This is a genomic window from Bacillus sp. Brlt_9, assembly GCF_051948935.1.
Classification (GTDB): domain Bacteria; phylum Bacillota; class Bacilli; order Bacillales; family Bacillaceae_G; genus Bacillus_A.
In genome coordinates, this window is the sequence record NZ_JAYJLO010000018.1 from 1 (window position 1) to 22,015 (window position 22,015).

Sequence of the window (22,015 nt, forward strand, 5' to 3'; positions counted from 1 at the left end):
TGAACCATGCAGTTCAAAATATTATCCGGTATTAGCCCCGGTTTCCCGGAGTTATCCCAGTCTTTTGGGCAGGTTACCCACGTGTTACTCACCCGTCCGCCGCTAACTTCATAAGAGCAAGCTCTTAATCCATCCGCTCGACTTGCATGTATTAGGCACGCCGCCAGCGTTCATCCTGAGCCAGGATCAAACTCTCCAATAAAGTTAGTTTGTCTAGCATCTAAAAATAAAAATAAAAATTGACGTTTCACGTTGTTTGTTTCGTTTAGTTTTCAAAGTTCAATATCGCGTTTCAGCGACTTTTATAATATATCATAGTATATCATTTTCGTCAACAAGTTTTTTTCGGTAACTTGTATCTCTCATTTGCTGACTCTGCCTATTATATAGACTTTCCCTTCCCTATGCAAGTATTATTATAAAAAAATAAAGAGGGGAGATATCCCCCCTCTTATTCTTCTGAAGAAACCTCTTCGTTCGTTTCTTCCTCATCATCTTTTTGTGCTTTCGCTACTGTCGCTACCTCTTGCTCATCCTCTAATCGAATTAGACGAACACCTTGTGTATTACGTCCCATTTGAGAGATTTGATCAACTGGCATACGAATAATAACACCTGCTGCTGTAATTAACATGATATCTTCTTCACCTGTTACAGATTTAACAGCTACTAATTTACCGTTTTTATCTGTAATATTACAAGTCTTCAGACCTTTACCACCACGGCTTTGCAAGCGATATTCATCAATCGGTGTACGTTTTCCGTAACCATTCTTCGTTACAATTAAAACATTTACATCCTCTTCGACAATTTCCATACCTACAACTTGATCTTCGTCACCTAATGTAATTGCTTTTACACCAGCCGCATTACGTCCCATAGAACGCACATCTTGCTCGTTAAAGCGAATTAACATACCGTTGCTTGTTCCTACAATAATATCTTTATCACCAGATGTTAAACGTACAGATATTACTTCATCCTCTTCACGAAGAGAGATTGCAATTAAACCGTTTGTACGTATATTTGCAAATGATGAAAGTGGCGTTCTCTTAGAGATACCTTGTTTTGTTGTGAAGAATAAGAATTCATCGTCACCAAATTCACGAATTGGAATAATGGCGTTAATCCATTCACCCTTATCTACACCTAATAGGTTAATAATAGGTATACCTTTTGCTGTACGGCTATACTCTGGGATTTCATATCCTTTCGTACGGTATACTTTACCCTTATTAGTGAAGAATAGAATATGATCATGTGTAGAAGTGGTTAATAAATGTTCTACGAAATCATCGTCATTTGTTCCCATTCCTTGTACACCACGTCCACCACGGTTCTGTGTTTTGTACGTAGAGGCTGGTAACCTCTTAATATAACCATTATGAGTTAACGTAATAGCGATGTTTTGTTCTGGAATCAAGTCTTCATCTTCAATAGACTCCATACCACCAATTGTAATTTCTGTGCGTCTCTTATCATTAAAGCGCTCTTTTACTTCTGTTAATTCTTCACGAATAATCTCAAGAACCTTTTCTTCATCCGCTAAGATTGCTTTTAATTCAGCAATTAACTTCATTAATTCTTGATATTCTTGTTCAATTTTTTCGCGTTCTAATCCTGTTAAGCGTTGCAGACGCATATCTAAAATAGCTTGCGCTTGTTTTTCACTTAAGCCGAAACGTTCCATTAAACCTTGCTTTGCAATTTCCGCTGTTTTCGAACTACGAATTAACGTAATAACTTCATCAAGATGGTCTAAGGCAATTCGTAACCCTTCTAAAATATGAGCACGCGCTTCTGCTTTTTCTAGTTCATACGCAGTACGTCTACGAATTACTACCTTTTGATGTTCCAAGTAATGATATAAATTTTGTTTTAAGTTCAGTACTTGCGGCTCTCCGTTTACAAGAGACAGCATATTAATACCGAAACTTGTTTGAAGTGCTGTATGTTTATATAAATTATTTAATAGTACATTAGCATTGGCATCACGACGTACTTCCATAACAATACGCATACCATTTCGATCTGATTCATCACGTAAATCTGTAATGCCTTCAATTTTCTTATCGCGAACTAATTCTGCAATCTTTTCAATTAATCGCGCCTTATTCACTTGATAAGGTAGTTCCGTTACGATAATAGATTGTTTGCCATTTGACTTCTCTTCAATTTCAACTTTAGCGCGAAGTATAATAGAACCGCGTCCTGTTTCATACGCTCTACGAATACCACTTCTTCCTAAAATTAAACCTGCTGTTGGGAAATCTGGTCCCGGAATGCACTCCATTAATTCTGCAATAGTAATATCAGGATTATGACTTAATGCCAACACACCATCAATTACTTCGCCAAGTTGATGCGGTGGAATATTCGTTGCCATACCAACCGCGATTCCTGTCGTACCGTTTACTAATAAGTTAGGGAAACGCGCCGGCAATACAATCGGCTCTCTTTCAGAACCATCATAGTTATCTTGATAATCAATTGTATTTTTTGAAATATCACGTATTAATTCCATAGAAATCTTAGACATTCTTGCTTCTGTATAACGCATTGCTGCCGCTGAATCTCCATCAACAGATCCAAAGTTACCATGCCCATCAACAAGCATATAGCGCTGACTGAAATCTTGGGCCATACGTACCATCGTTTCATAAACAGCTGAATCACCATGCGGGTGATACTTACCAATTACTTCACCAACAATACGTGCTGATTTTTTATACGCTTTATCAGCCGTAATTCCTAAATCATTCATCGCATATAGAACCCTACGATGCACAGGTTTTAATCCATCACGAACATCTGGTAATGCACGAGATACGATAACACTCATTGCGTAATCTAAAAATGAGGTACGCATTTCATGGCTAATATTAATTTCTCGAATTCGTGCTTGTTGTTGATTGTCTGACATCAACGAGCACCTCCTCTTACATTTCCGTTACACATACATTGATTTATATGTAGAAGACAGGAATACTCAGATTCCTGTCATTACTCATTTAAATATCAAGGTTTTTCACGTATTTTGCATTTTCTTGGATAAAGTTACGACGTGGCTCTACTTTATCCCCCATTAAAATTTCAAATGTTTCATCTGCTTCAATTGCATCTTGAAGAGAAACTTGAAGTAATGAACGTACTTCTGGGTCCATTGTTGTCTCCCAAAGCTGAGTTGGATTCATTTCTCCTAGACCTTTATAGCGCTGAATTCCAGGTTTAGGTTGTGCTGGTAATTCAGCTAAGATTTTTTCAAGTTCTTTATCGTTGTAAGCATATTGAATTTTTTTACCTTGTTGTACTTTAAACAACGGTGGCTGTGCAATATAGATATAACCATGCTCGATAATTTGACGCATATAACGATAGAAGAACGTTAATAATAGGGTACGAATATGCGCACCATCTACGTCGGCATCCGTCATAATAATAACTTTATGATAACGAGCTTTCTCAATATCAAAATCTCCGCCAATGTTTGTACCAATTGCAGTAATAATTGTACGCACTTCATCGTTAGATAAGATTTTATCTAATCTTGCTTTTTCAACGTTAATAATTTTACCTTTTAGTGGTAAAATCGCCTGGAAGTGACGGTCACGCCCTTGCTTTGCTGATCCGCCGGCAGAGTCACCCTCTACAATATAAATTTCGCTAATTGCTGGATCTTTTGAAGAGCAATCTGCTAATTTACCAGGTAAACTTGAAACCTCCAACGCACTCTTTCGGCGTGTTAATTCACGCGCTTTTTTCGCTGCAACACGTGCGCGTGCTGCCATCGTACCTTTTTCCACAATTTTTCGTGCAACGTTTGGGTTTTCTAGTAAAAACTTTTCAAATGCCTCTGAAAATACAGACTCCGTAATCGTTCTCGCTTCACTATTCCCAAGTTTCGTCTTCGTTTGTCCTTCAAATTGTGGATTTGGATGTTTAATTGATACAATTGCAGTTAACCCTTCACGAACATCCTCACCAGTTAAGTTACTGTCTGCATCTTTTAAAATACTATTTTTACGACCATAATCGTTAATCACACGAGTTAAAGCTGTTTTAAACCCTACTTCATGTGTTCCACCTTCATACGTATGAATGTTATTCGTAAATGAGTAAATATTATTTGTATATCCTTCGTTATACTGCAAGGAAACCTCAACTTGAATACCATCTTTTGATCCTTCTACATATACAGGTTCTTCATGAATCGGTTGTTTTGAGCGGTTTAAATGCTCAACATATGATTTAATTCCACCTTCGTAATGGAATTCTTTCTTTTGCTTATGTTCACGTTTATCTTCAATTGTTAATTTAATATTACGATTTAAAAATGCTAATTCACGCATACGAGTTGCTAGCGTATCAAATTCGTATACTGTTGTTTCCTGAAAAATTTCTGGATCTGGTTTAAATCGAGTTATCGTTCCTGTTTGATCTGTGTCACCAATGACTTTTAAATCCGCAACCGGAATACCTCTTTCGTATTTTTGATAATGGATTTTACCTTCACGATGTACAAATACCTCTAGTTCTGTTGATAGAGCATTTACTACAGATGCCCCAACACCATGCAAACCACCAGAAACTTTATAACCGCCGCCGCCAAACTTACCACCAGCATGAAGAACGGTCATAATAACTTCTACAGCAGGACGTCCCATTTTTTCTTGTATACCAACTGGAATACCACGTCCGTTATCCGTTACACGAATACTATTATCTTCTTCGATACTAACATTAATCTCATCACAATACCCCGCAAGTGCTTCATCAATACTATTATCGACGATTTCCCATACAAGATGGTGAAGTCCTTTTCCACTTGTAGATCCAATATACATACCAGGGCGTTTTCGAACCGCTTCAAGTCCTTCAAGTACCTGTATCTGACTTTCATCATATGAATTTTCTTCCATTTGCTTTTGTTCCATTGACACAAAGATCACCTACTTTTCCATTTAAACAGGGATTACGCCCTATCTATTTCACAATCTACCGTGCCGTTCGTTACATGAATTGTTTTCGCTTCTTTTAATGTTTCGTGTTCAATTCCGTCGACACTCGTCGTTGTCACAAATGTTTGCACTTTTCCTTGAATTGTATTTAACAGATGCGATTGACGATAATCATCTAATTCTGATAATACATCATCCAATAAAAGAATCGGATATTCCTTAACTTCTGAGTAAATCAATTCAATTTCAGCTAATTTTAGGGACAGTGCGGTCGTTCGTTGTTGTCCTTGTGAACCAAAGACTTGAACATTTTTACTATTAACGAAGAATTGTAAATCATCACGATGAGGACCAATTAAAGTCGTACCACGGAAAATTTCACGTTGTTTCACAGATTGAAAACTTTCATAGTATACTTCTTTTATTTTCGACAAATCCATTGATTCTGATACATCTACACTTGGTTTATAGACAATTTCTAATTCTTCTAATCCACGGCTTATACCGCGATGAATTGGAGCTGCCCATTCTTGTAGTAAATGCAAAAACTCAAATCGTTTTTGCAATATTTTTGCACCATGCTCAATAAGTTGAAGTGTAAATACATCCAACATCGTTTCCTCATTCTTACTATTCCCTTGCATCTTTTTTAGCAAGTGATTTCGTTGCGTGAGCACCTTTTGATATTGACTCAATTCATACAAATAGACCGGAGCTATTTGGCCTAATTCCATATCTAAAAAGCGTCTTCTTACTTGAGGGCTTCCTTTTACAAGATTTAAATCTTCTGGGGCAAACATGACAACATTCATCACGCCAATATATTGACTCAATTTTTGTTGTTCAAGTTGATTTAATTTTGCCTTTTTACCTTTTTTCGAAATATTTAATTCCAAAGACAAAGAACTATTTCTCTTTTGTAATTTCCCTTTAATTTGACCGAAATCTTCATCCCAACGGATAAGCTCGCGATCATTAGAGGTTCTATGAGATTTCGCCATCGCTAAAACATAAATAGCTTCCATCAAATTCGTTTTCCCTTGCGCATTTTCACCGATAATGACATTTACTTTATCTTCAAAGGAAAGCTCTAACTTTTCATAATTGCGATAGTTTTTTAATTGTATTTCTGAAATAAACAAAGGGCTCCCCCTTTATGCCTGAACTTGGAAACTTCCGCTTCCTGGAATTTCAATAATATCGTTCGCATATAATTTGCGACCTCTTCTATTTTCAAGTTCTTGATTCACGTACACTTCATATTCTTGTAAAAACCATTTTACAGCGCCACCTGTATCAATTACATCGGCTAACTTTAAAAATTGTCCTAGTGTAATATACTCTGTTGAAATTTTAATACGTTTCATAAAATCGCTCACTTTCTGAAAGTGTTCATTCTTTCATTGTACTAAATAAACTAGCATTAGGAAAGTAATACCCAAAAATCAAATAAGGGCTACTAGCATCTGAAAACTAGCAACCCTTATTTCTTACTTAGTAAGTACGAACCGGTAAAATTAATTGAATAATGGACTCATCATTTACTGTACGAATTAAGAATGGTCTCATTGCTCCAGTAAAGCTAATTTTAATTTCAGTACTATCTAAGGCTTTTAGTGCATCCATCATATATTTTGCACTAAAAGATATTTTTAACTCTTCCCCATCTACTTTTTCACATTGAACTTCTTCTACTACTTTTCCGATTTCTGGTGAATTCGAAGAAATTTCTAGCATTTCCTGTTCTAAAGTTGATAATTTCACAACATTATTACGGCCATCCCTTGCTAATAGAGATGCACGATCAATTGCTTGTAAAAATTCTTTTGTATTTACAAAAATATCTGTTTTACTTTCGGCTGGAATTAAACGAGTTGTATCAGGATAATTTCCTTCTAGCAATCTTGAGAAGAATAATAAATGCTTTGTACGGAATAATACTTGATACTCCGTAATAACGATATCTACCATTTCTTCAGACTCATCTAGAATTTTGCTTAATTCATTTAAGCTTTTTCCTGGAATAACAACATTTGCTTGGAATTCATCTGCAATACCTTCAATTTTTGCTTTTCGAAGAGCTAACCTGTGACTATCTGTAGCAATGCAAGTTAGTTCGCTGTTATATACTTTCCAGTTTACACCTGTCAAGATTGGTCTTGTTTCAGAAGTGGAAACTGCAAATACAGTTTGTCTGATCATATGTTTCAGTAAATCTGTTGGAACTTTAAAAACATGATGTTCTTCAATTTGTGGTAACAATGGATATTCAGCAGAATCTAAACCATTTAAATTAAACTCTGATTTTCCAGAAGTTATTTTTGTCATAAAATGATTTTCCACAGAAATTTCGACAGTCTCTTTAGGTAATTTTTTTACAATCTCACTAAAATACTTTGCTTGTAAAACAATACTTCCTGATTGTGCTACTTCTACAATTTCTTTTCCATCCTCTTCAACTGGGATAAATGATTCGATAGAAATATCAGCATCGCTTCCTGTTAACGTAACTCCTTCTTCCGTAGCGACAACTTTAATTCCTGTAAGGATCGGAATTGTTGTACGAGAAGAAACAGCCTTCATTACATCTTGTACACTTCTTACAAGATAGTCTTTTTGTATTGTAAAACGCATAAAGAAAAACCTCCGGTAAGTATAAGATTTTATTTAATTAATAAAGATAAAAAAATAGTAGTAATAGTAATAGGGCTTGTGGATATGTGGATAACCCTGCTGAGAGATGTAAAAACAGTCTATCTACATGTGGATAGACTGTGCGTAAAACAAGGAAAGTTATTCACACTATTCAGCTACTACTTCAAAATATCGTTAATTTCTTCAACTTGCTTTTGTAATTGCGTATCCGTTTTAAGCAGCTTAGAAATTTTTTCATGGGCATGGATAACTGTTGTATGATCACGTCCGCCAAATTCTTCACCTATTTTAGGTAAGGAGGAGTCTGTCAGTTCGCGTGATAAATACATTGCAATTTGGCGAGGAAAGGCAACTGATTTTGTTCGCTTTTTCGCCTTGAAATCTTCCAATTTTACTTGGTAAACATCTCCGACAGCTTTTTGGATATCATAAATAGAGATAATTTTTGGTTTAGAATTTGGAATAATATCTTTAAGTGCTTCAGCTGCTAAATCAGCATTAATATCTTTGTTAATTAAAGATGAATAAGCTACAACTCGGATGAGTGCACCTTCTAGTTCACGAATATTTGAATCAATTTGATTTGCGATATAAAGCATGACCTCATTTGGTATATCAAGTCCTTCAGCCTTTGCTTTTTTACGTAAAATTGCAATTCGTGTTTCTAAATCTGGTGGCGTAATATCCGTAATAAGTCCCCATTCAAAGCGAGAACGAAGACGATCTTCTAAGGTTGGAATTTCTTTTGGTGGCCGATCACTGGAAATTACAATTTGTTTACTTTCTTCGTGTAATGCATTGAATGTATGGAAAAACTCTTCTTGAGTTTGTTCTTTTCCTGCTAAAAATTGAATATCATCTATCAATAAAACATCTACATTACGGTATTTATTACGGAAATCGACCGCTTTATTGTCACGAATAGAATTAATGAATTCATTCGTGAATTTTTCTGATGATAAATATACAACCTTCGCGTTTGGATTATGTTCAATTACATAATGACCAATTGCATGCATTAAATGGGTTTTTCCAAGTCCAACTCCTCCGTAAATAAAGAGGGGATTATATGCTTTAGCTGGTGCTTCGGCTACGGCCAATGAAGCAGCATGAGCAAAACGGTTACCAGAGCCAATAACAAATGTATCAAACGTATATTTTGGGTTTAGCATACTCTGTGGTAAATGATTGGAATCATCTTGTCCAGAATTTGGTTTAGCAGGAGGAAGATCAATCTCCTCTTCAGCTTGACTTTGGGGAATAATAAAGCGAATAGCTAATTTTGCCCCTGTTAAATCATAAAGTGTTTCCGAAATTAGCTCTGAGTAATGAGATTCTAACCAATCACGAGCAAATTCATTTGGAGCCGTAATTGTTAATACGTCTTTCTTTAAGTTATGTGCGGTTGTTGATTTTAACCATGTTTCATAACTTGGTTTACTGACCTTTTTTTCTAGTTCTTTTAAGGCACTGTTCCATAAATCAGAGATGTTTTCCAAAGGTGTCCCTCCTTTACTAAGATGGTAAAAGAATAAGGTTGCGCAACAAATGTACAACCTAAATAAATATAGAATGTATATTTATACGAAACGTATTTTAAAACCTAAAAACGTCGTTTGTATATGAGATATAGTTTTCGACAAAAAAGTAAATGTGGATAATCATTTACCCACATGTGATTAAAACTGTCCACATGTTATACACAAATTGTGGATAAGATAAAGATGTGGAAAACTTATTCAAAGTGAAAACACAACTATAATATCAAAAAAAAGTAGCTATAGCAATGAAATTAAGAAAGTTATCCACAAAATCAATACCTTGTGGAATAAACTTGTCCACAACACGATATACTGTGTAAAAGTGTGAAAAGAGTTTGTGGATATAAAAAACAAGAAAAAACATTTATCCACAAGGAAATATAGGGTCTGTGAAAAAGTATGTGAATAGGTTCAAAATGAATATTTAATGAAAATTTCTAGAACCATTGACATTTTCCTAGTTGATTAACTATAATTTATAAGACTGTCTTTAACAGATATTCCTCAGGGAGGTGTCATATAATGAAAAGAACTTACCAACCAAATAAACGTAAGCGCAGCAAAGTACATGGTTTCCGCAGCCGTATGAGCACAGCGAACGGACGTAAAGTGCTAGCAGCTCGTCGTCGTAAAGGAAGAAAAGTATTATCTGCGTAGACCACTGATCGTTCAGTGGTCTTTTTTTCTAATAATAGTGAATTTCCGCTGATGAACTACAGGAGTGTCAATTGATATGAAGAAAAAACATCGTATAAAAAAGAATGATGAATTCCAGACGGTTTTTCAAAAAGGAAAATCGAATGCGAATCGTCAGTTTGTTGTCTATCAACTAGATAAAGAAGAACAGCCAAACTTTCGTATTGGCCTTTCTGTCAGCAAGAAAATAGGAAATGCAGTAATGCGTAACCGAATTAAACGTATGATTCGCCAGTCGATCACAGAATTAAAAGATGAGATAGATTCTGGAAAAGATTTTGTTATAATAGCAAGGAAGCCTTGTGCAGAGATGACATATGAAGAAGTAAAGAAAAGCTTAATTCATGTCTTTAAACGCTCTGGTATGAAAAGAATAAAAAAGTAGCGTAAGGAAATGAATTACACTATATACATACCGAAACAAGGAGGAGCAGGCTTTGAAAAAGAAAATAGGTTTACTAGCCATGGTTATTGCATTAATGGCAATTGCTACGGGCTGTAGTGAAGTGAATCAGCCGATTACACCGAAAAGTACTGGAATTTGGAATGAATATTTCGTATACCCGCTTTCTCAGTTAATTACGTATTTTGCCAACTTATTTGGTAGTAATTATGGTTTAGCAATCGTTGTTACAACTCTTATCATTCGTTTTGCATTATTACCATTAATGATTAAACAAACGAAGAGTACGAAAGCAATGCAGGCGTTACAACCAGAAATGGTGAAGCTAAAAGAGAAATATAGTTCTAAAGATCAAGCAACACAGCAAAAACTACAACAAGAAATGATGCAGTTATATCAAAAAAATGGTGTAAATCCATTAGCAGGATGTTTACCAATCTTTGTTCAGATGCCTATTTTATTCGCGTTTTACCATGCGATTATGAGAACGTCAGAAATTAGTAAGCATACATTCCTATGGTTCGACTTAGGACAGGCAGATCCGTTCTATATCTTACCGGTTGTTGCGGCAATTACGACATTTATTCAGCAAAAGCTTGCAATGGCAGGAACAGCTGGTCAAAATCCGCAAATGGCAATGATGCTTTGGTTAATGCCAATCATGATTCTAATCTTTGCAATTAACTTCCCAGCTGCATTATCACTTTACTGGGTTGTTGGTAATATCTTTGGTATCGCTCAAATGTACTTGATCAAGGGGCCAGAAATTAAGGCTAGTAAGGCAGGAGGATCAAGCAAGTGAGTGTAATTACTGCTAAAGGACAAACAGTCGAGCTGGCAGTACAAGATGCTTTAAGACAACTAAATGTTTCAAAAGACCGAGTAGATATAAATATTATCGATGAGGGTAAAAGAGGATTCCTAGGTTTATTTGGGAATCGTCCTGCAGTAGTAGAAGTTGTATTGAAGAAAGATCCGATTCAAGAATGTGAAGAATATTTAAAAAATGTTATTCACGATATGGGTGTGGAAGCTGAGATTAGTAAAATTGTAAAAGGACGCGAAGTGGAATTTACAATTTCTGGTGAAAATATAGGTGTTTTGATTGGGAAAAGAGGAAACACCTTGAATTCTTTGCAGTATTTAACAAAACTTGTGGCGAATCGTAATACGAAACAGTATATTGGTATCACACTAGATGCTGAAAATTATCGTAGTAAAAGAAAAGGCACGTTAGAAGCACTTTCTTATCGATTAGCAAAACAAGTAGTAAGTACGAAAAAAAGAGTTGTATTAGAGCCTATGCCATCTTTTGAACGAAAGATTATCCACCAAGCATTATCTAATCATCAAAATATCATTACAACTTCTGAAGGAAAAGAACCACATCGACATGTTGTAATATCTTCCAAGTGACCGGTTACTCAATTGAGTGCCGGTTTTTTTGAGGGGAAAATGGGTGTGGATAACTAAAAAACACTAAACTTATCCACTGTGAATAAGTTTAGTGTTTTTTACATGAGGACATAATAAAATGAGTTATTATTCTTTTGTAGATAGGTTCGTTATGGTATTCTAATAATTTAGTGAAGAAAATAATCATGTTGAAATAGAGATAAATAAGCAAGTGAGGTGAAAGGACATGGAATTTGATACAATTGCCGCGATTTCCACAGCGCTTGGAGAGGGTGCAATTGCCATTGTTCGAGTAAGTGGGGATGATGCGGTTGAAAAAGTTAATCGTATTTTTAAAGGGAAGGATTTAACAGAGGTTCCTTCTCACACAATTCATTATGGTCATATCGTTGATTTAGATACAAATCAGGTTATTGAAGAAGTGATGGTGTCTATTATGCGTGCACCAAGGACTTTTACACGTGAAAATATAGTAGAAATTAACTGTCACGGCGGACTTGTGTCGGTAAATAAAGTATTACAGCTTATTTTAGCGCAAGGAGTACGATTAGCGGAGCCTGGTGAATTTACGAAACGTGCTTTTTTAAATGGACGTATTGATTTATCACAAGCAGAAGCAGTTATGGATTTAATCCGCGCCAAAACAGATCGTGCAATGAACGTAGCGATTAATCAAATGGAAGGGCGATTATCTAAATTAATTGGCCGTCTGCGTCAGGACATATTAGAAACATTAGCACATGTTGAGGTAAATATAGATTACCCGGAATATGATGATGTGGAAGAAATGACACATAATATTTTAATTGAGAAAGCTACACATGTTCGTGTTGAAATCGCAAAAATATTAGAAACATCGAAGCAAGGAAAGATTTTACGTGAAGGTATTGCTACTGCAATCATTGGTAGACCTAACGTTGGGAAATCATCGCTATTAAATAGTCTCGTTCAGGAGAAAAAGGCAATTGTAACTGATATTGCAGGAACAACTCGTGATGTTATTGAAGAGTACGTTAATGTGCGTGGTGTACCACTTAAACTTATAGATACAGCCGGAATTCGTGAAACAGAGGATGTTGTGGAACGAATCGGTGTAGAGCGTTCAAAAGAAATGATGAGTCAAGCTGATTTAGTGTTAGTTGTCGTTAATTATAGCGAAGCTTTAACGAATGAGGATGAAGATCTATTCCGTGCCGTACAAGGAAAAGATTTCATTGTTATTGTAAATAAGACAGATTTATCGCAAGTAATTGATATGGAACGTGTTACAGAATTGGCAGCGGGAAATCGTGTTATTACAACGTCATTAATTGAGGAACAAGGAATAGATGAGCTTGAAAAAGCAATTGCTGATCTATTCTTTGAAGGAACAATCGATTCTGCAGATGTAACATATGTTTCTAACGCAAGACATATTGGATTATTAACACAAGCAGGAAAAACAATTGGAGATGCAATTGAGGCGATAGAAAATGGTGTTCCAATTGATATGGTGCAAATTGATTTAACAAGAACTTGGGAAATACTTGGTGAAATTACTGGTGATACAGTTCATGAAAGCCTAATTGACCAGTTGTTCTCTCAATTTTGTTTAGGAAAATAATATAGTGATGTTTCAGAAAGATAGAGATTATTAGGAGGAATAAACAATGGGATACAATGCCGGTTCTTACGATGTCATAGTAATCGGTGCAGGTCATGCAGGATGTGAAGCTGGTCTTGCGGCAGCACGAATGGGCTCCAAAACATTAATGTTAACAATTAATTTAGATATGGTAGCGTTTATGCCATGTAACCCTTCTGTTGGTGGACCAGCAAAAGGGATTGTTGTTCGTGAAATTGATGCCTTAGGCGGAGAAATGGGACGCAACATCGATAAAACACATATTCAAATGCGTATGTTAAACACGGGTAAAGGGCCAGCTGTACGCGCACTTCGAGCGCAAGCAGATAAGTTCTCTTACCAGCATGAATTAAAGAAAACAATTGAAGAAACACCAAACTTAACGTTGTTCCAAGGAATGGTAGAGCGTTTAATCGTTGAAGATGGCGAATGTAAAGGAGTAGTTACGCAAGCTGGAGCTGAATATACAGCAAAAACAGTTGTAATTACGACTGGTACGTTTTTACGCGGCGAGATTATTATGGGAGAGTTAAAATATTCGAGCGGTCCGAATAATCAACAACCATCTATTACTTTATCGGAACATTTAGAGGAGCTTGGATTTGATCTTGTTAGATTTAAAACAGGTACACCTCCGCGTGTAAATAGTAATACGATTGATTATAGTAAAACAGAAATTCAGCCAGGTGATGATAAACCAAGATCTTTCTCTTTTGAAACGACAAAATTTATTACGGATCAAATTCCATGTTGGTTAACGTATACAAGTACGGAAACACATCGTTTAATAGATGAAAACTTACATCGCTCAGCTATGTATTCTGGTATGATTAAGGGAACGGGGCCTAGATATTGTCCGTCAATTGAAGACAAAGTAGTAAGGTTTAATGATAAACCACGTCATCAAATTTTCTTAGAGCCAGAAGGACGTAATACACAAGAAGTGTACGTACAAGGTTTATCTACAAGCTTACCAGAAGACGTACAGCGTGATATGCTTAGAACAATCCCTGGTCTAGAGAATGTTGAGATGATGCGTACGGGTTATGCAATTGAATATGATGCAATTGTGCCAACGCAACTATGGCCAACACTTGAAACGAAAAAAATTAAAAATTTATATACAGCAGGACAAATTAACGGAACTTCTGGTTACGAAGAGGCAGCAGGACAAGGGCTTATGGCCGGAATTAATGCAGCATGTCGTTCTTTAGGTAAAGAAGAAGTTATTTTAGGTCGTGAGGATGCTTATATCGGTGTTCTAATTGATGACCTTGTAACGAAAGGGACGAATGAACCGTATCGCTTATTAACGTCTCGTGCAGAATATCGTCTATTATTACGCCACGATAATGCAGATCTTCGTTTAACTGAAGTTGGTCGTGAAATTGGATTAATTAAAGAAGATCGCTATGAGCGATTTACAAATAAAAAATTACAAATTGAACAGGAAAAGGAACGTTTAAGCAGCATTATTATTAAACCACGTCCTGAAGTTCAAGAATTAATTCGCAGTATTGGTGGAAGTGAATTAAAAGATGGAATACGTGCAAGTGACTTATTACGTCGTCCGGAGATGACATATGAGCATATTCATCTTTTAGTACCAAGTGAAGTAGAATTAAGTGATGAAGTTACAGAACAAGTTGAAATTCAGATTAAGTACGAAGGCTATATAGAAAAATCTTTACAACAAGTAGAGCGTATGAAGAAAATGGAAAACAAAAAGATCCCTGAGGATATTGATTATGATGCAATTTCTAGTCTTGCCTCTGAAGCTAGACAGAAATTGAAAGATGTTCGTCCGTTATCAATGGGGCAGGCTTCACGTATTTCTGGTGTAAATCCAGCGGATATTTCCATTTTACTTGTGTATATCGAACAAGGAAAAATTGCGCGAGTATCGAACCAATAAATAGTAAGGAGATATTGTTAGATGAACATAGAACAATTTCAATCTATGCTAGAAGAGAAGGGTATCACCCTCTCTTCTAGACAGTTAGAGCAGTTCGAAATCTACTTTGAAACATTAGTAGAGTGGAATGAAAAAATGAACTTAACGGCTATTACGGAGAAAGAGGAAGTATATTTAAAACACTTTTTTGATTCCATTACAGCTGCTTTTTACTATGATTTTTCAAAGCCATTCTCAATTTGTGATGTTGGCGCAGGAGCTGGATTCCCAAGTATTCCTTTGAAAATCTGTTTCCCGCACTTAAAGGTGACAATTGTAGACTCATTACAAAAACGTATCAATTTCTTAAATCATTTAGCACAAAAGTTAGAATTAAGTGACGTTGCATTTTGTCACGATCGTGCTGAAACCTTTGGCAAAAAAGAAGGTGTACGTGAATCGTACGATATTGTAATGGCACGTGCAGTTGCACGTCTTTCGGTATTAAGCGAGCTATGTTTACCACTTGTAAAAGTTGGGGGAACATTTATTGCAATGAAAGGTGCCGCAGCAAACGAAGAAATTGAAAATGGCAAGTATGCTTTAGAGGTGCTAGGCGGGAATCTAAAAGAAATGTCTACGTTCCAATTACCGTTTGAAGAAAGTGAACGTAATATTTTATTAATCGAGAAAAAACGCAAGACACCAAAGAAATATCCACGCAAACCAGGAACACCCAATAAATTACCTATTGAAAAATAAATCTTATTAGACGTAAGATTAAATTATATAAATGAAAACGTAAATGTTTCATAGGAAACATTTTATGGAGAATAGTCAATAGGCCTAAAAGGTGGTGGAATATGTATGAAAAATACGTTTTCTCGTTTATTTGGCTTTGGAGATAAAGAGAGCGAATTCGAATTACAAGACGAAAGCCATGAAGAAATAGATAAAAAGGTATATGAAGAAATACAAGAAATTCCGATAGTAAATATTACCCCTAACCGTTATCAACCACGAACAGTTTTTGATGATGCACGTATTGAGGAACTAGCATTAACAATTCGTACACACGGACTTATTCAGCCAATTGTTGTGAGGCAATATGAGGATGATAAGTACGAAATTATTGCCGGAGAAAGACGTTTCCGTGCGGCAACAAAGTTAGGGTGGGAAAAGGTTCCTGCAATTATAAAGAACTTAAATGATACAGAAACAGCTTCTGTAGCTTTAATTGAAAACTTGCAACGTGAGGAACTAACAGCAATCGAGGAAGCTGTGGCATATCAAAAGCTAATTGAGTTACATAATTTAACACAAGAAGCATTGGCACAACGACTTGGAAAAGGACAATCCACAATCGCAAATAAGTTGCGATTGTTAAAGTTGCCTGAAGAAATAAAAAGTGCGCTATTAGAAAAAAGTATTACAGAACGTCATGCCCGCGCGCTTATTCCTTTAAAGAATGAGGAATTACAACTGAAGGTTTTACAGGAAATTGTGGAGAAACAACTGAATGTAAAGCAAACAGAGGAACGGATTGCGAAATTACTAGAGGAAGCAAAACCGAAGCGTAAGGCAAAGCAAAAAGCAGTAAGTCGAGATACAAGAATTGCTATGAATACAATTAGGCAGTCATTACAAATGGTTGCTGACAGTGGTTTAAATGTTAATTCTGAGGAAGAGGAATTTGATGAGTACTATCAAATTACAATCCAAATTCCGAAGAAAAAATAATAATGGCGTGTTAGAGACCTGATCCTATTGGATAGGTCTCTTTTACTATATTTTCTTATTAGAGGAAGAAGGAGTTTACAAATAAATTTTGAAGTTTAATAAGGACGTAAAAGAAAAGCTTTTATTTCATGTTACAATAAACGTAATTGTTACTAGAATAAGATAGAAAGGTTGAAAGTAGGTGACATCATGGGAAAAATCATTGCTATTGCCAATCAAAAAGGTGGCGTTGGAAAAACAACAACATCTGTTAATTTAGGGGCTGGATTGGCACAAGTAGGTAAAAAGGTCCTTCTTGTAGATATTGACGCTCAAGGAAATGCAACGACTGGTGTGGGAATTGAAAAATCTGAATTAGATCAATGTATTTACAATGTTCTTGTGGAAGATGCAGATGTTCAAGGGGTTATACGTAAAACCGCAACTGAAAACTTAGATGTTCTACCCGCTACAATTCAATTGGCAGGTGCTGAAATTGAATTGGTACCAACTATTTCCCGGGAAGTACGTTTGCAAAGGGCATTACAGCCAATTCGTGATGAATACGATTATATTATTATCGACTGTCCCCCATCCTTAGGGTTATTAACGATTAATGCATTAACAGCAGCAGACTCTGTTATTATTCCTGTTCAATGCGAATATTACGCGCTAGAAGGTTTAAGTCAGCTATTAAATACAGTTCGACTTGTGCAAAAGCACTTAAATAAAAATCTAGCAATCCAAGGTGTATTGCTAACAATGTTAGATGCCCGTACAAATTTAGGGATTCAGGTTATAGATGAAGTGAAAAAATACTTTAGGGATAAAGTATACCGTTCGATTATTCCTCGTAATGTTCGTTTAAGTGAGGCACCAAGTCACGGGAAACCAATTATGCAGTATGACGCTAAATCAAGAGGGGCAGAAGTATATATAGATTTAGCAGAGGAAGTGATTGCAGGTGGCTAAAGGATTAGGAAGAGGAATCAATGTGTTTTTTCCTGATTTAGATGTGAAAGAAGAAGAGACAATTCAGGAGATTATGATAACTGAATTAAGACCGAATCCATATCAACCACGTAAACACTTTAATAAAGAGGCGATTCAAGAATTATCGACTTCTATTAAAGAGCACGGCATATTACAACCGTTAATTGCTAGAAAGAGTATTAAAGGATATGAAATTGTTGCAGGTGAAAGAAGGTATCGTGCTGCTAAAGAGGCTGGACTCGAAAAGGTACCTGCTGTTGTAAGACAATTAAGTGAGCAGCAAATGATGGAGTTTGCACTGCTTGAAAATTTACAACGAGAAGATTTAAATCCAATGGAAGAAGCAATGGCATACCAAATGTTAATGAATGAGCTAAATGTAACGCAAGAACAATTAGCAAAACGTCTTGGTAAGAGCAGACCTTACATTGCAAACTATACGCGGTTATTAAGCCTCCCTTCTTTTGTACAAGATATGATTGCAAATGGTCAACTTTCAATGGCTCATGGGAGAACTTTACTTACGATAAAAGATGAAGAACAATTGAAATCTTTACTGAAACGAATTGAAAAAGAAGGATTAAATGTTCGTCAATTAGAGAAAATTGTTCAGGAGATTAATCAACGCGTTTCACGTGAAACAAAACAAGTAAAAAAAGAGCGAAACATATTTTTCGTAGAACGCGAAACATTTTTAAGAGAAAAGTTTGGTACAGATGTGAAAATTAAAGAAACGAAAAAAGAAAAAGGTAAAATCGAAATTGAATTTTTCAATAAAGAAGATTTAAATCGTATTTTAGAATTATTAGCGCAGAAAAACTAAAAAGCAAACCATCTTATTGTTTATAGATGGTTTGCTTTTTTTAATACAGATAACTTTTGATCTGTTTCTTTTATACTTTGTGCAATTACATCAGCCATTTTCATGACTAAACTTAATCTTGTATTTTGCAGGACGAAAAACTCCATAAACCCATTTAAATTTACGATGCCATGAATATGTAAATCACCAACTGCGGGTAATTTCTTATTCATCGCAGCTCCAGGTTTACTAGGCCCCATTCCGGTAGTGATAGAACCGATACTTTGAGATTTTCCTAAACAGGCATCAACCGCAATTATAAATGAAGTAGGATTATCTTTCTGTATATTCTGAATTCTATCTTCTAAATTTAGTGCATGGACTGGCTCATCTAGTGTGCCAAACACTTGGAAGTTTGTAATTCCTACTTGCTCTAGTTTCGTACCGACTAACGGACCGAGCGCATCACCTGTAGAACGATCTGTTCCGATACAAACGAGGATAATTGGTATATGGGTTTTAATAGGGATATGGGAAAGTAAGAAGTTACTAATTGTCTCGGAGGCTTCTAAATCTTGGTGCATAACATTTTGAGTTTCTTTTTCGAAAAAAGGTAAGCGAAAACTTCCAATATTCATGAAGCACCCATCCTTTTAATAAATTTTCAAAATATGTTATATGTTGAGTGAAATGGAAAACTATAAGTGCCTACTTGCTGTGAAATTTAAGTGAAAACGGAAATAATAGTACTAGTATATATATATTCGTTCCATTTTATACCTGCATGGAAGTTAAGAAATGCAATTAAAGTCATAAAAATTTTTCAGCAATTAGGAGACTTCTGATACAATAAGAAGGATAACTAAAAAGAAATTTTGGCTGGAGAGGTAGAGGTACATGGATTTATTAACGAAGTGGTTTAATTCTACGAAACAGTATTTATTAGATGCTGATCGTTGGGCAGATATTGGAATTGCTACATTAAAAATATGTATCATTTTAATAATTGGCGCAGTTGTTGTAAGAATTGCAAGAGCAGTTGTACGAAATGCGTTTCGCATGGGGAGTCGTTCTCCAATTCAAATTTCAGAACGTCGCACAGTTACAGTAGCAAAGTTACTTGAGAATATCGTGGCATACGTTGTTATGTTCATTATGTTAATTGCGATTTTAGGTGTGTTTGATATTAATGCATCAGGTTTATTAGCCGGTGCCGGGGTAATTGGTTTGGCAGTCGGGTTTGGTGCACAAAGTTTAGTGAAAGATGTTATTACAGGGTTATTCATCTTGCTAGAAGATCAATTTTCAGTAGGAGACTATGTAAAAATTGGTCAGTTTGAGGGAGTCGTTTTAGAAATTGGACTTCGTACAACGAAAGTAAAGAGTTGGACAGGCGAAATTCATACTTTACCAAATGGAAGTATCATTCAAGTTACGAACTATTCAGTTAGCAATAGTGTAGCCTTTGTTGATGTATCCATTTCGTATGAGGCTGACATAGCAAAAGCGGAGCAAGTCATTGAAGAGTTATTAGAAGAATTACCTGCACAGTATGCGCAGATGGTAACAACGCCTCAGTTATTAGGTGTACAAACATTGGCTGCATCAGAAGTTATATTACGCGTTATCGCGGAAGTAGAGCCGATGCAACATGCAGTTATTGCAAGAGCACTTCGTAAAGAAATTAAAAATCGTCTAGATTTACATGGTATTGAAATTCCATATCCACGTATGGTTTTATATAATCGTGAAGAATTGGTGAGTGGAAAAGCAATTTAGTATGGAGAGGGGTTTGGAGAGTGGAGCAAAAGCAGTATAACTTGTACGATGTTGTGGAAATGAAGAAAGCCCACCCATGTGGTGAGAATCGTTGGAAGATTATTCGTATGGGAATGGATATCCGCATTAAGTGCGAGGGATGTGACCATTCAGTAATGATTCCTCGAAGAGAGTTCGATCGTAAGGTGAAAAAAATACTTGTGAAGCACGAAGAATAGAGAGAAAGTAACAGTTGCAATGGGTAGCTGTTACTTTTTTTCGTTTGGAGGAAACTTGTCATTTTTTTCGTTACTATCTATAATGATGAAAGATTGAGACATAGGAGTGAAAAATATGGGATTAACGGCTGGGATTGTTGGATTACCTAACGTAGGGAAGTCAACTTTATTTAATGCAATTACACAAGCAGGAGCAGAATCTGCAAACTATCCATTCTGTACAATTGATCCAAACGTAGGGATTGTAGAAGTACCAGATGAGCGTTTAAATAAATTAACGGAATTAGTAGAACCGAAAAAAACTGTTCCGACTGTATTTGAGTTTACTGATATTGCAGGTATCGTAAAAGGTGCTAGTAAAGGTGAAGGGTTAGGAAATAAATTCTTATCTCACATTCGCCAAGTAGATGCAATTTGCCAAGTTGTTCGTTGTTTTGAGGACGAAAATATTACACACGTTTCAGGGAAAGTAGATCCGATTGATGATATTGAAACAATCAACTTAGAGCTAATTTTAGCGGATCTAGAATCTGTTGATAAACGTATCGAGCGTGTTGCGAAATTAGCAAGACAAAAAGATAAAGAAGCAGTATACGAGCATGAAATTTTAGTCCGCTTAAAAGAAGCTTTTGAAGAGGGAAAACCGGCTCGTACTGTTGAATTCACAGAAGAGCAAATGAAAATTGTTAAAGGCCTTCATTTACTTACAACGAAAGAAATGCTATACGTAGCAAACGTAAGTGAAGATGATATTATGGATCCTTCTGAAAACAAATACGTACAAATGGTAAAAGAATTTGCTGCAAATGAAAATTCTCAAGTAATCGTTGTATGTGCAAAAATCGAAGAAGAAATCGCTGAACTAGACGAGGAAGAGAAAAAAGTATTCCTTGAAGAACTAGGCATTGAAGAATCTGGTTTAGATCAATTAATTCGTGCTGCATACAATTTATTAGGACTTGCTACTTACTTCACCGCTGGTGTGCAAGAAGTACGTGCATGGACGTTTAAACAAGGTATGAAAGCACCACAATGTGCCGGCGTAATTCATACAGACTTCGAGCGTGGATTTATTCGTGCAGAAACAGTTTCTTACGACGACTTAATGACAAACGGTTCTATGACAGCTGCAAAAGAAGCTGGTAAAGTTCGTTTAGAAGGAAAAGAGTATATCGTAAAAGACGGAGACGTTATGCACTTCCGCTTCAACGTTTAATTTAATATTTCCTAGGAAAAATTAAGATATAAACTTGGCAAATATATTATGTGTTTGCCAAGTTTTTTATGTATGGGTGAGTTGATTCATCTAACTTACTA

At 35.9% G+C, this 22,015-nt stretch carries 20 protein-coding genes and 1 rRNA gene; 13 read left to right on the plus strand and 8 right to left on the minus strand.

Annotated elements, in window-relative coordinates; all coding sequences use genetic code 11:
- From VF726_RS30140 to dnaA, 7 genes are all read right to left on the minus strand, one after another.
- A 16S ribosomal RNA gene (locus tag VF726_RS30140) occupies window positions 1–202 on the minus strand; the annotation flags it as partial.
- A 249-nt stretch (window positions 203–451) separates the two neighbouring features.
- A complete protein-coding gene (gene gyrA, locus VF726_RS30145; RefSeq protein ID WP_087959063.1) occupies window positions 452–2,923 on the minus strand; it encodes a DNA gyrase subunit A in 2,472 nt (823 codons plus the stop codon).
- A gap of 88 nt (window positions 2,924–3,011) precedes the next feature.
- Window positions 3,012–4,934, minus strand: a complete 1,923-nt coding sequence (gene gyrB / locus VF726_RS30150; protein ID WP_440173898.1) for a DNA topoisomerase (ATP-hydrolyzing) subunit B — start codon at window positions 4,932–4,934, stop codon at window positions 3,012–3,014.
- A 38-nt stretch (window positions 4,935–4,972) separates the two neighbouring features.
- Complete coding sequence (recF, locus tag VF726_RS30155) at window positions 4,973–6,100, minus strand: DNA replication/repair protein RecF (RefSeq protein ID WP_048527915.1); 1,128 nt, start codon at window positions 6,098–6,100, stop codon at window positions 4,973–4,975.
- Window positions 6,101–6,112: 12 nt separating this feature from the next.
- On the minus strand, window positions 6,113–6,325 hold the full coding sequence (gene yaaA / locus VF726_RS30160; protein WP_000821366.1) for a S4 domain-containing protein YaaA: 213 nt from the start codon (window positions 6,323–6,325) through the stop codon (window positions 6,113–6,115).
- A gap of 127 nt (window positions 6,326–6,452) precedes the next feature.
- Entirely contained in the window at window positions 6,453–7,592 is a 1,140-nt protein-coding gene (gene dnaN, locus VF726_RS30165; RefSeq protein WP_429607120.1) for a DNA polymerase III subunit beta, read from the minus strand.
- A 179-nt stretch (window positions 7,593–7,771) separates the two neighbouring features.
- Entirely contained in the window at window positions 7,772–9,112 is a 1,341-nt protein-coding gene (gene dnaA / locus VF726_RS30170) for a chromosomal replication initiator protein DnaA (RefSeq protein WP_048527917.1), read from the minus strand.
- Window positions 9,113–9,676: 564 nt separating this feature from the next.
- Here dnaA and rpmH point away from each other — a divergent pair.
- The 10 genes from rpmH (at window position 9,677) to spo0J (ending at window position 18,722) form a co-directional block, all read left to right on the plus strand.
- Window positions 9,677–9,811, plus strand: a complete 135-nt coding sequence (gene rpmH / locus VF726_RS30175) for a 50S ribosomal protein L34 (RefSeq protein WP_000831901.1) — start codon at window positions 9,677–9,679, stop codon at window positions 9,809–9,811.
- 76 nt (window positions 9,812–9,887) lie between these two features.
- On the plus strand, window positions 9,888–10,235 hold the full coding sequence (rnpA, locus tag VF726_RS30180; RefSeq protein ID WP_048527918.1) for a ribonuclease P protein component: 348 nt from the start codon (window positions 9,888–9,890) through the stop codon (window positions 10,233–10,235).
- Window positions 10,236–10,287: 52 nt separating this feature from the next.
- Window positions 10,288–11,055 carry a YidC family membrane integrase SpoIIIJ gene (spoIIIJ, locus tag VF726_RS30185; protein ID WP_048527919.1) on the plus strand — a complete coding sequence of 256 codons (768 nt, stop codon included), beginning with the start codon at window positions 10,288–10,290 and terminating at the stop codon, window positions 11,053–11,055.
- Window positions 11,052–11,669: an RNA-binding cell elongation regulator Jag/EloR gene (gene jag, locus VF726_RS30190; RefSeq protein WP_242253499.1), complete on the plus strand. Its 618-nt coding sequence runs from the start codon at window positions 11,052–11,054 to the stop codon at window positions 11,667–11,669. The genes spoIIIJ and jag overlap by 4 nt, the downstream gene beginning before the upstream one ends.
- A gap of 226 nt (window positions 11,670–11,895) precedes the next feature.
- Window positions 11,896–13,272, plus strand: a complete 1,377-nt coding sequence (gene mnmE, locus VF726_RS30195; RefSeq protein WP_048527921.1) for a tRNA uridine-5-carboxymethylaminomethyl(34) synthesis GTPase MnmE — start codon at window positions 11,896–11,898, stop codon at window positions 13,270–13,272.
- Window positions 13,273–13,318: 46 nt separating this feature from the next.
- Entirely contained in the window at window positions 13,319–15,208 is a 1,890-nt protein-coding gene (mnmG, locus tag VF726_RS30200) for a tRNA uridine-5-carboxymethylaminomethyl(34) synthesis enzyme MnmG (protein WP_440173903.1), read from the plus strand.
- 21 nt (window positions 15,209–15,229) lie between these two features.
- On the plus strand, window positions 15,230–15,949 hold the full coding sequence (gene rsmG, locus VF726_RS30205; protein WP_046197925.1) for a 16S rRNA (guanine(527)-N(7))-methyltransferase RsmG: 720 nt from the start codon (window positions 15,230–15,232) through the stop codon (window positions 15,947–15,949).
- 105 nt (window positions 15,950–16,054) lie between these two features.
- Window positions 16,055–16,927, plus strand: a complete 873-nt coding sequence (gene noc / locus VF726_RS30210; RefSeq protein ID WP_000799027.1) for a nucleoid occlusion protein — start codon at window positions 16,055–16,057, stop codon at window positions 16,925–16,927.
- A 189-nt stretch (window positions 16,928–17,116) separates the two neighbouring features.
- Complete coding sequence (gene soj / locus VF726_RS30215; protein WP_002174509.1) at window positions 17,117–17,878, plus strand: sporulation initiation inhibitor protein Soj; 762 nt, start codon at window positions 17,117–17,119, stop codon at window positions 17,876–17,878.
- Window positions 17,871–18,722, plus strand: coding sequence for a stage 0 sporulation protein Spo0J (gene spo0J, locus VF726_RS30220; protein WP_440173907.1), 852 nt, complete (start codon window positions 17,871–17,873; stop codon window positions 18,720–18,722). Before soj ends, spo0J begins: the two co-directional genes overlap by 8 nt.
- 20 nt (window positions 18,723–18,742) lie before the next feature.
- Here the strand turns inward: spo0J and yyaC are convergent, their stop codons facing one another.
- Window positions 18,743–19,339, minus strand: coding sequence for a spore protease YyaC (gene yyaC / locus VF726_RS30225; RefSeq protein WP_272851278.1), 597 nt, complete (start codon window positions 19,337–19,339; stop codon window positions 18,743–18,745).
- Between the two features lie 259 nt (window positions 19,340–19,598).
- Here yyaC and VF726_RS30230 point away from each other — a divergent pair, with 259 nt between their 5' ends.
- The 3 genes from VF726_RS30230 (at window position 19,599) to ychF (ending at window position 21,914) form a co-directional block, all read left to right on the plus strand.
- On the plus strand, window positions 19,599–20,480 hold the full coding sequence (locus tag VF726_RS30230) for a mechanosensitive ion channel family protein (RefSeq protein ID WP_440173909.1): 882 nt from the start codon (window positions 19,599–19,601) through the stop codon (window positions 20,478–20,480).
- 20 nt (window positions 20,481–20,500) lie between these two features.
- Window positions 20,501–20,698 (plus strand): DUF951 domain-containing protein, encoded by a 198-nt coding sequence (locus VF726_RS30235; RefSeq protein WP_000436051.1) that lies wholly within the window; start codon window positions 20,501–20,503, stop codon window positions 20,696–20,698.
- Between the two features lie 115 nt (window positions 20,699–20,813).
- On the plus strand, window positions 20,814–21,914 hold the full coding sequence (gene ychF / locus VF726_RS30240) for a redox-regulated ATPase YchF (protein WP_440173911.1): 1,101 nt from the start codon (window positions 20,814–20,816) through the stop codon (window positions 21,912–21,914).
- Window positions 21,915–22,015: the final 101 nt, after the last annotated feature.

Coding starts and splice junctions, on each gene's coding strand:
- gyrA (WP_087959063.1), bottom strand. CDS start 2,923: ATGTCAGACAATCAACAACAAGCACGAATTCGAGAAATTAATATTAGC.
- gyrB (WP_440173898.1), bottom strand. CDS start 4,934: ATGGAACAAAAGCAAATGGAAGAAAATTCATATGATGAAAGTCAGATA.
- yaaA (WP_000821366.1), bottom strand. CDS start 6,325: ATGAAACGTATTAAAATTTCAACAGAGTATATTACACTAGGACAATTT.
- dnaN (WP_429607120.1), bottom strand. CDS start 7,592: ATGCGTTTTACAATACAAAAAGACTATCTTGTAAGAAGTGTACAAGAT.
- rpmH (WP_000831901.1), top strand. CDS start 9,677: ATGAAAAGAACTTACCAACCAAATAAACGTAAGCGCAGCAAAGTACAT.
- rnpA (WP_048527918.1), top strand. CDS start 9,888: ATGAAGAAAAAACATCGTATAAAAAAGAATGATGAATTCCAGACGGTT.
- mnmE (WP_048527921.1), top strand. CDS start 11,896: ATGGAATTTGATACAATTGCCGCGATTTCCACAGCGCTTGGAGAGGGT.
- mnmG (WP_440173903.1), top strand. CDS start 13,319: ATGGGATACAATGCCGGTTCTTACGATGTCATAGTAATCGGTGCAGGT.
- rsmG (WP_046197925.1), top strand. CDS start 15,230: ATGAACATAGAACAATTTCAATCTATGCTAGAAGAGAAGGGTATCACC.
- noc (WP_000799027.1), top strand. CDS start 16,055: ATGAAAAATACGTTTTCTCGTTTATTTGGCTTTGGAGATAAAGAGAGC.
- soj (WP_002174509.1), top strand. CDS start 17,117: ATGGGAAAAATCATTGCTATTGCCAATCAAAAAGGTGGCGTTGGAAAA.
- yyaC (WP_272851278.1), bottom strand. CDS start 19,339: ATGAATATTGGAAGTTTTCGCTTACCTTTTTTCGAAAAAGAAACTCAA.
- VF726_RS30230 (WP_440173909.1), top strand. CDS start 19,599: ATGGATTTATTAACGAAGTGGTTTAATTCTACGAAACAGTATTTATTA.
- ychF (WP_440173911.1), top strand. CDS start 20,814: ATGGGATTAACGGCTGGGATTGTTGGATTACCTAACGTAGGGAAGTCA.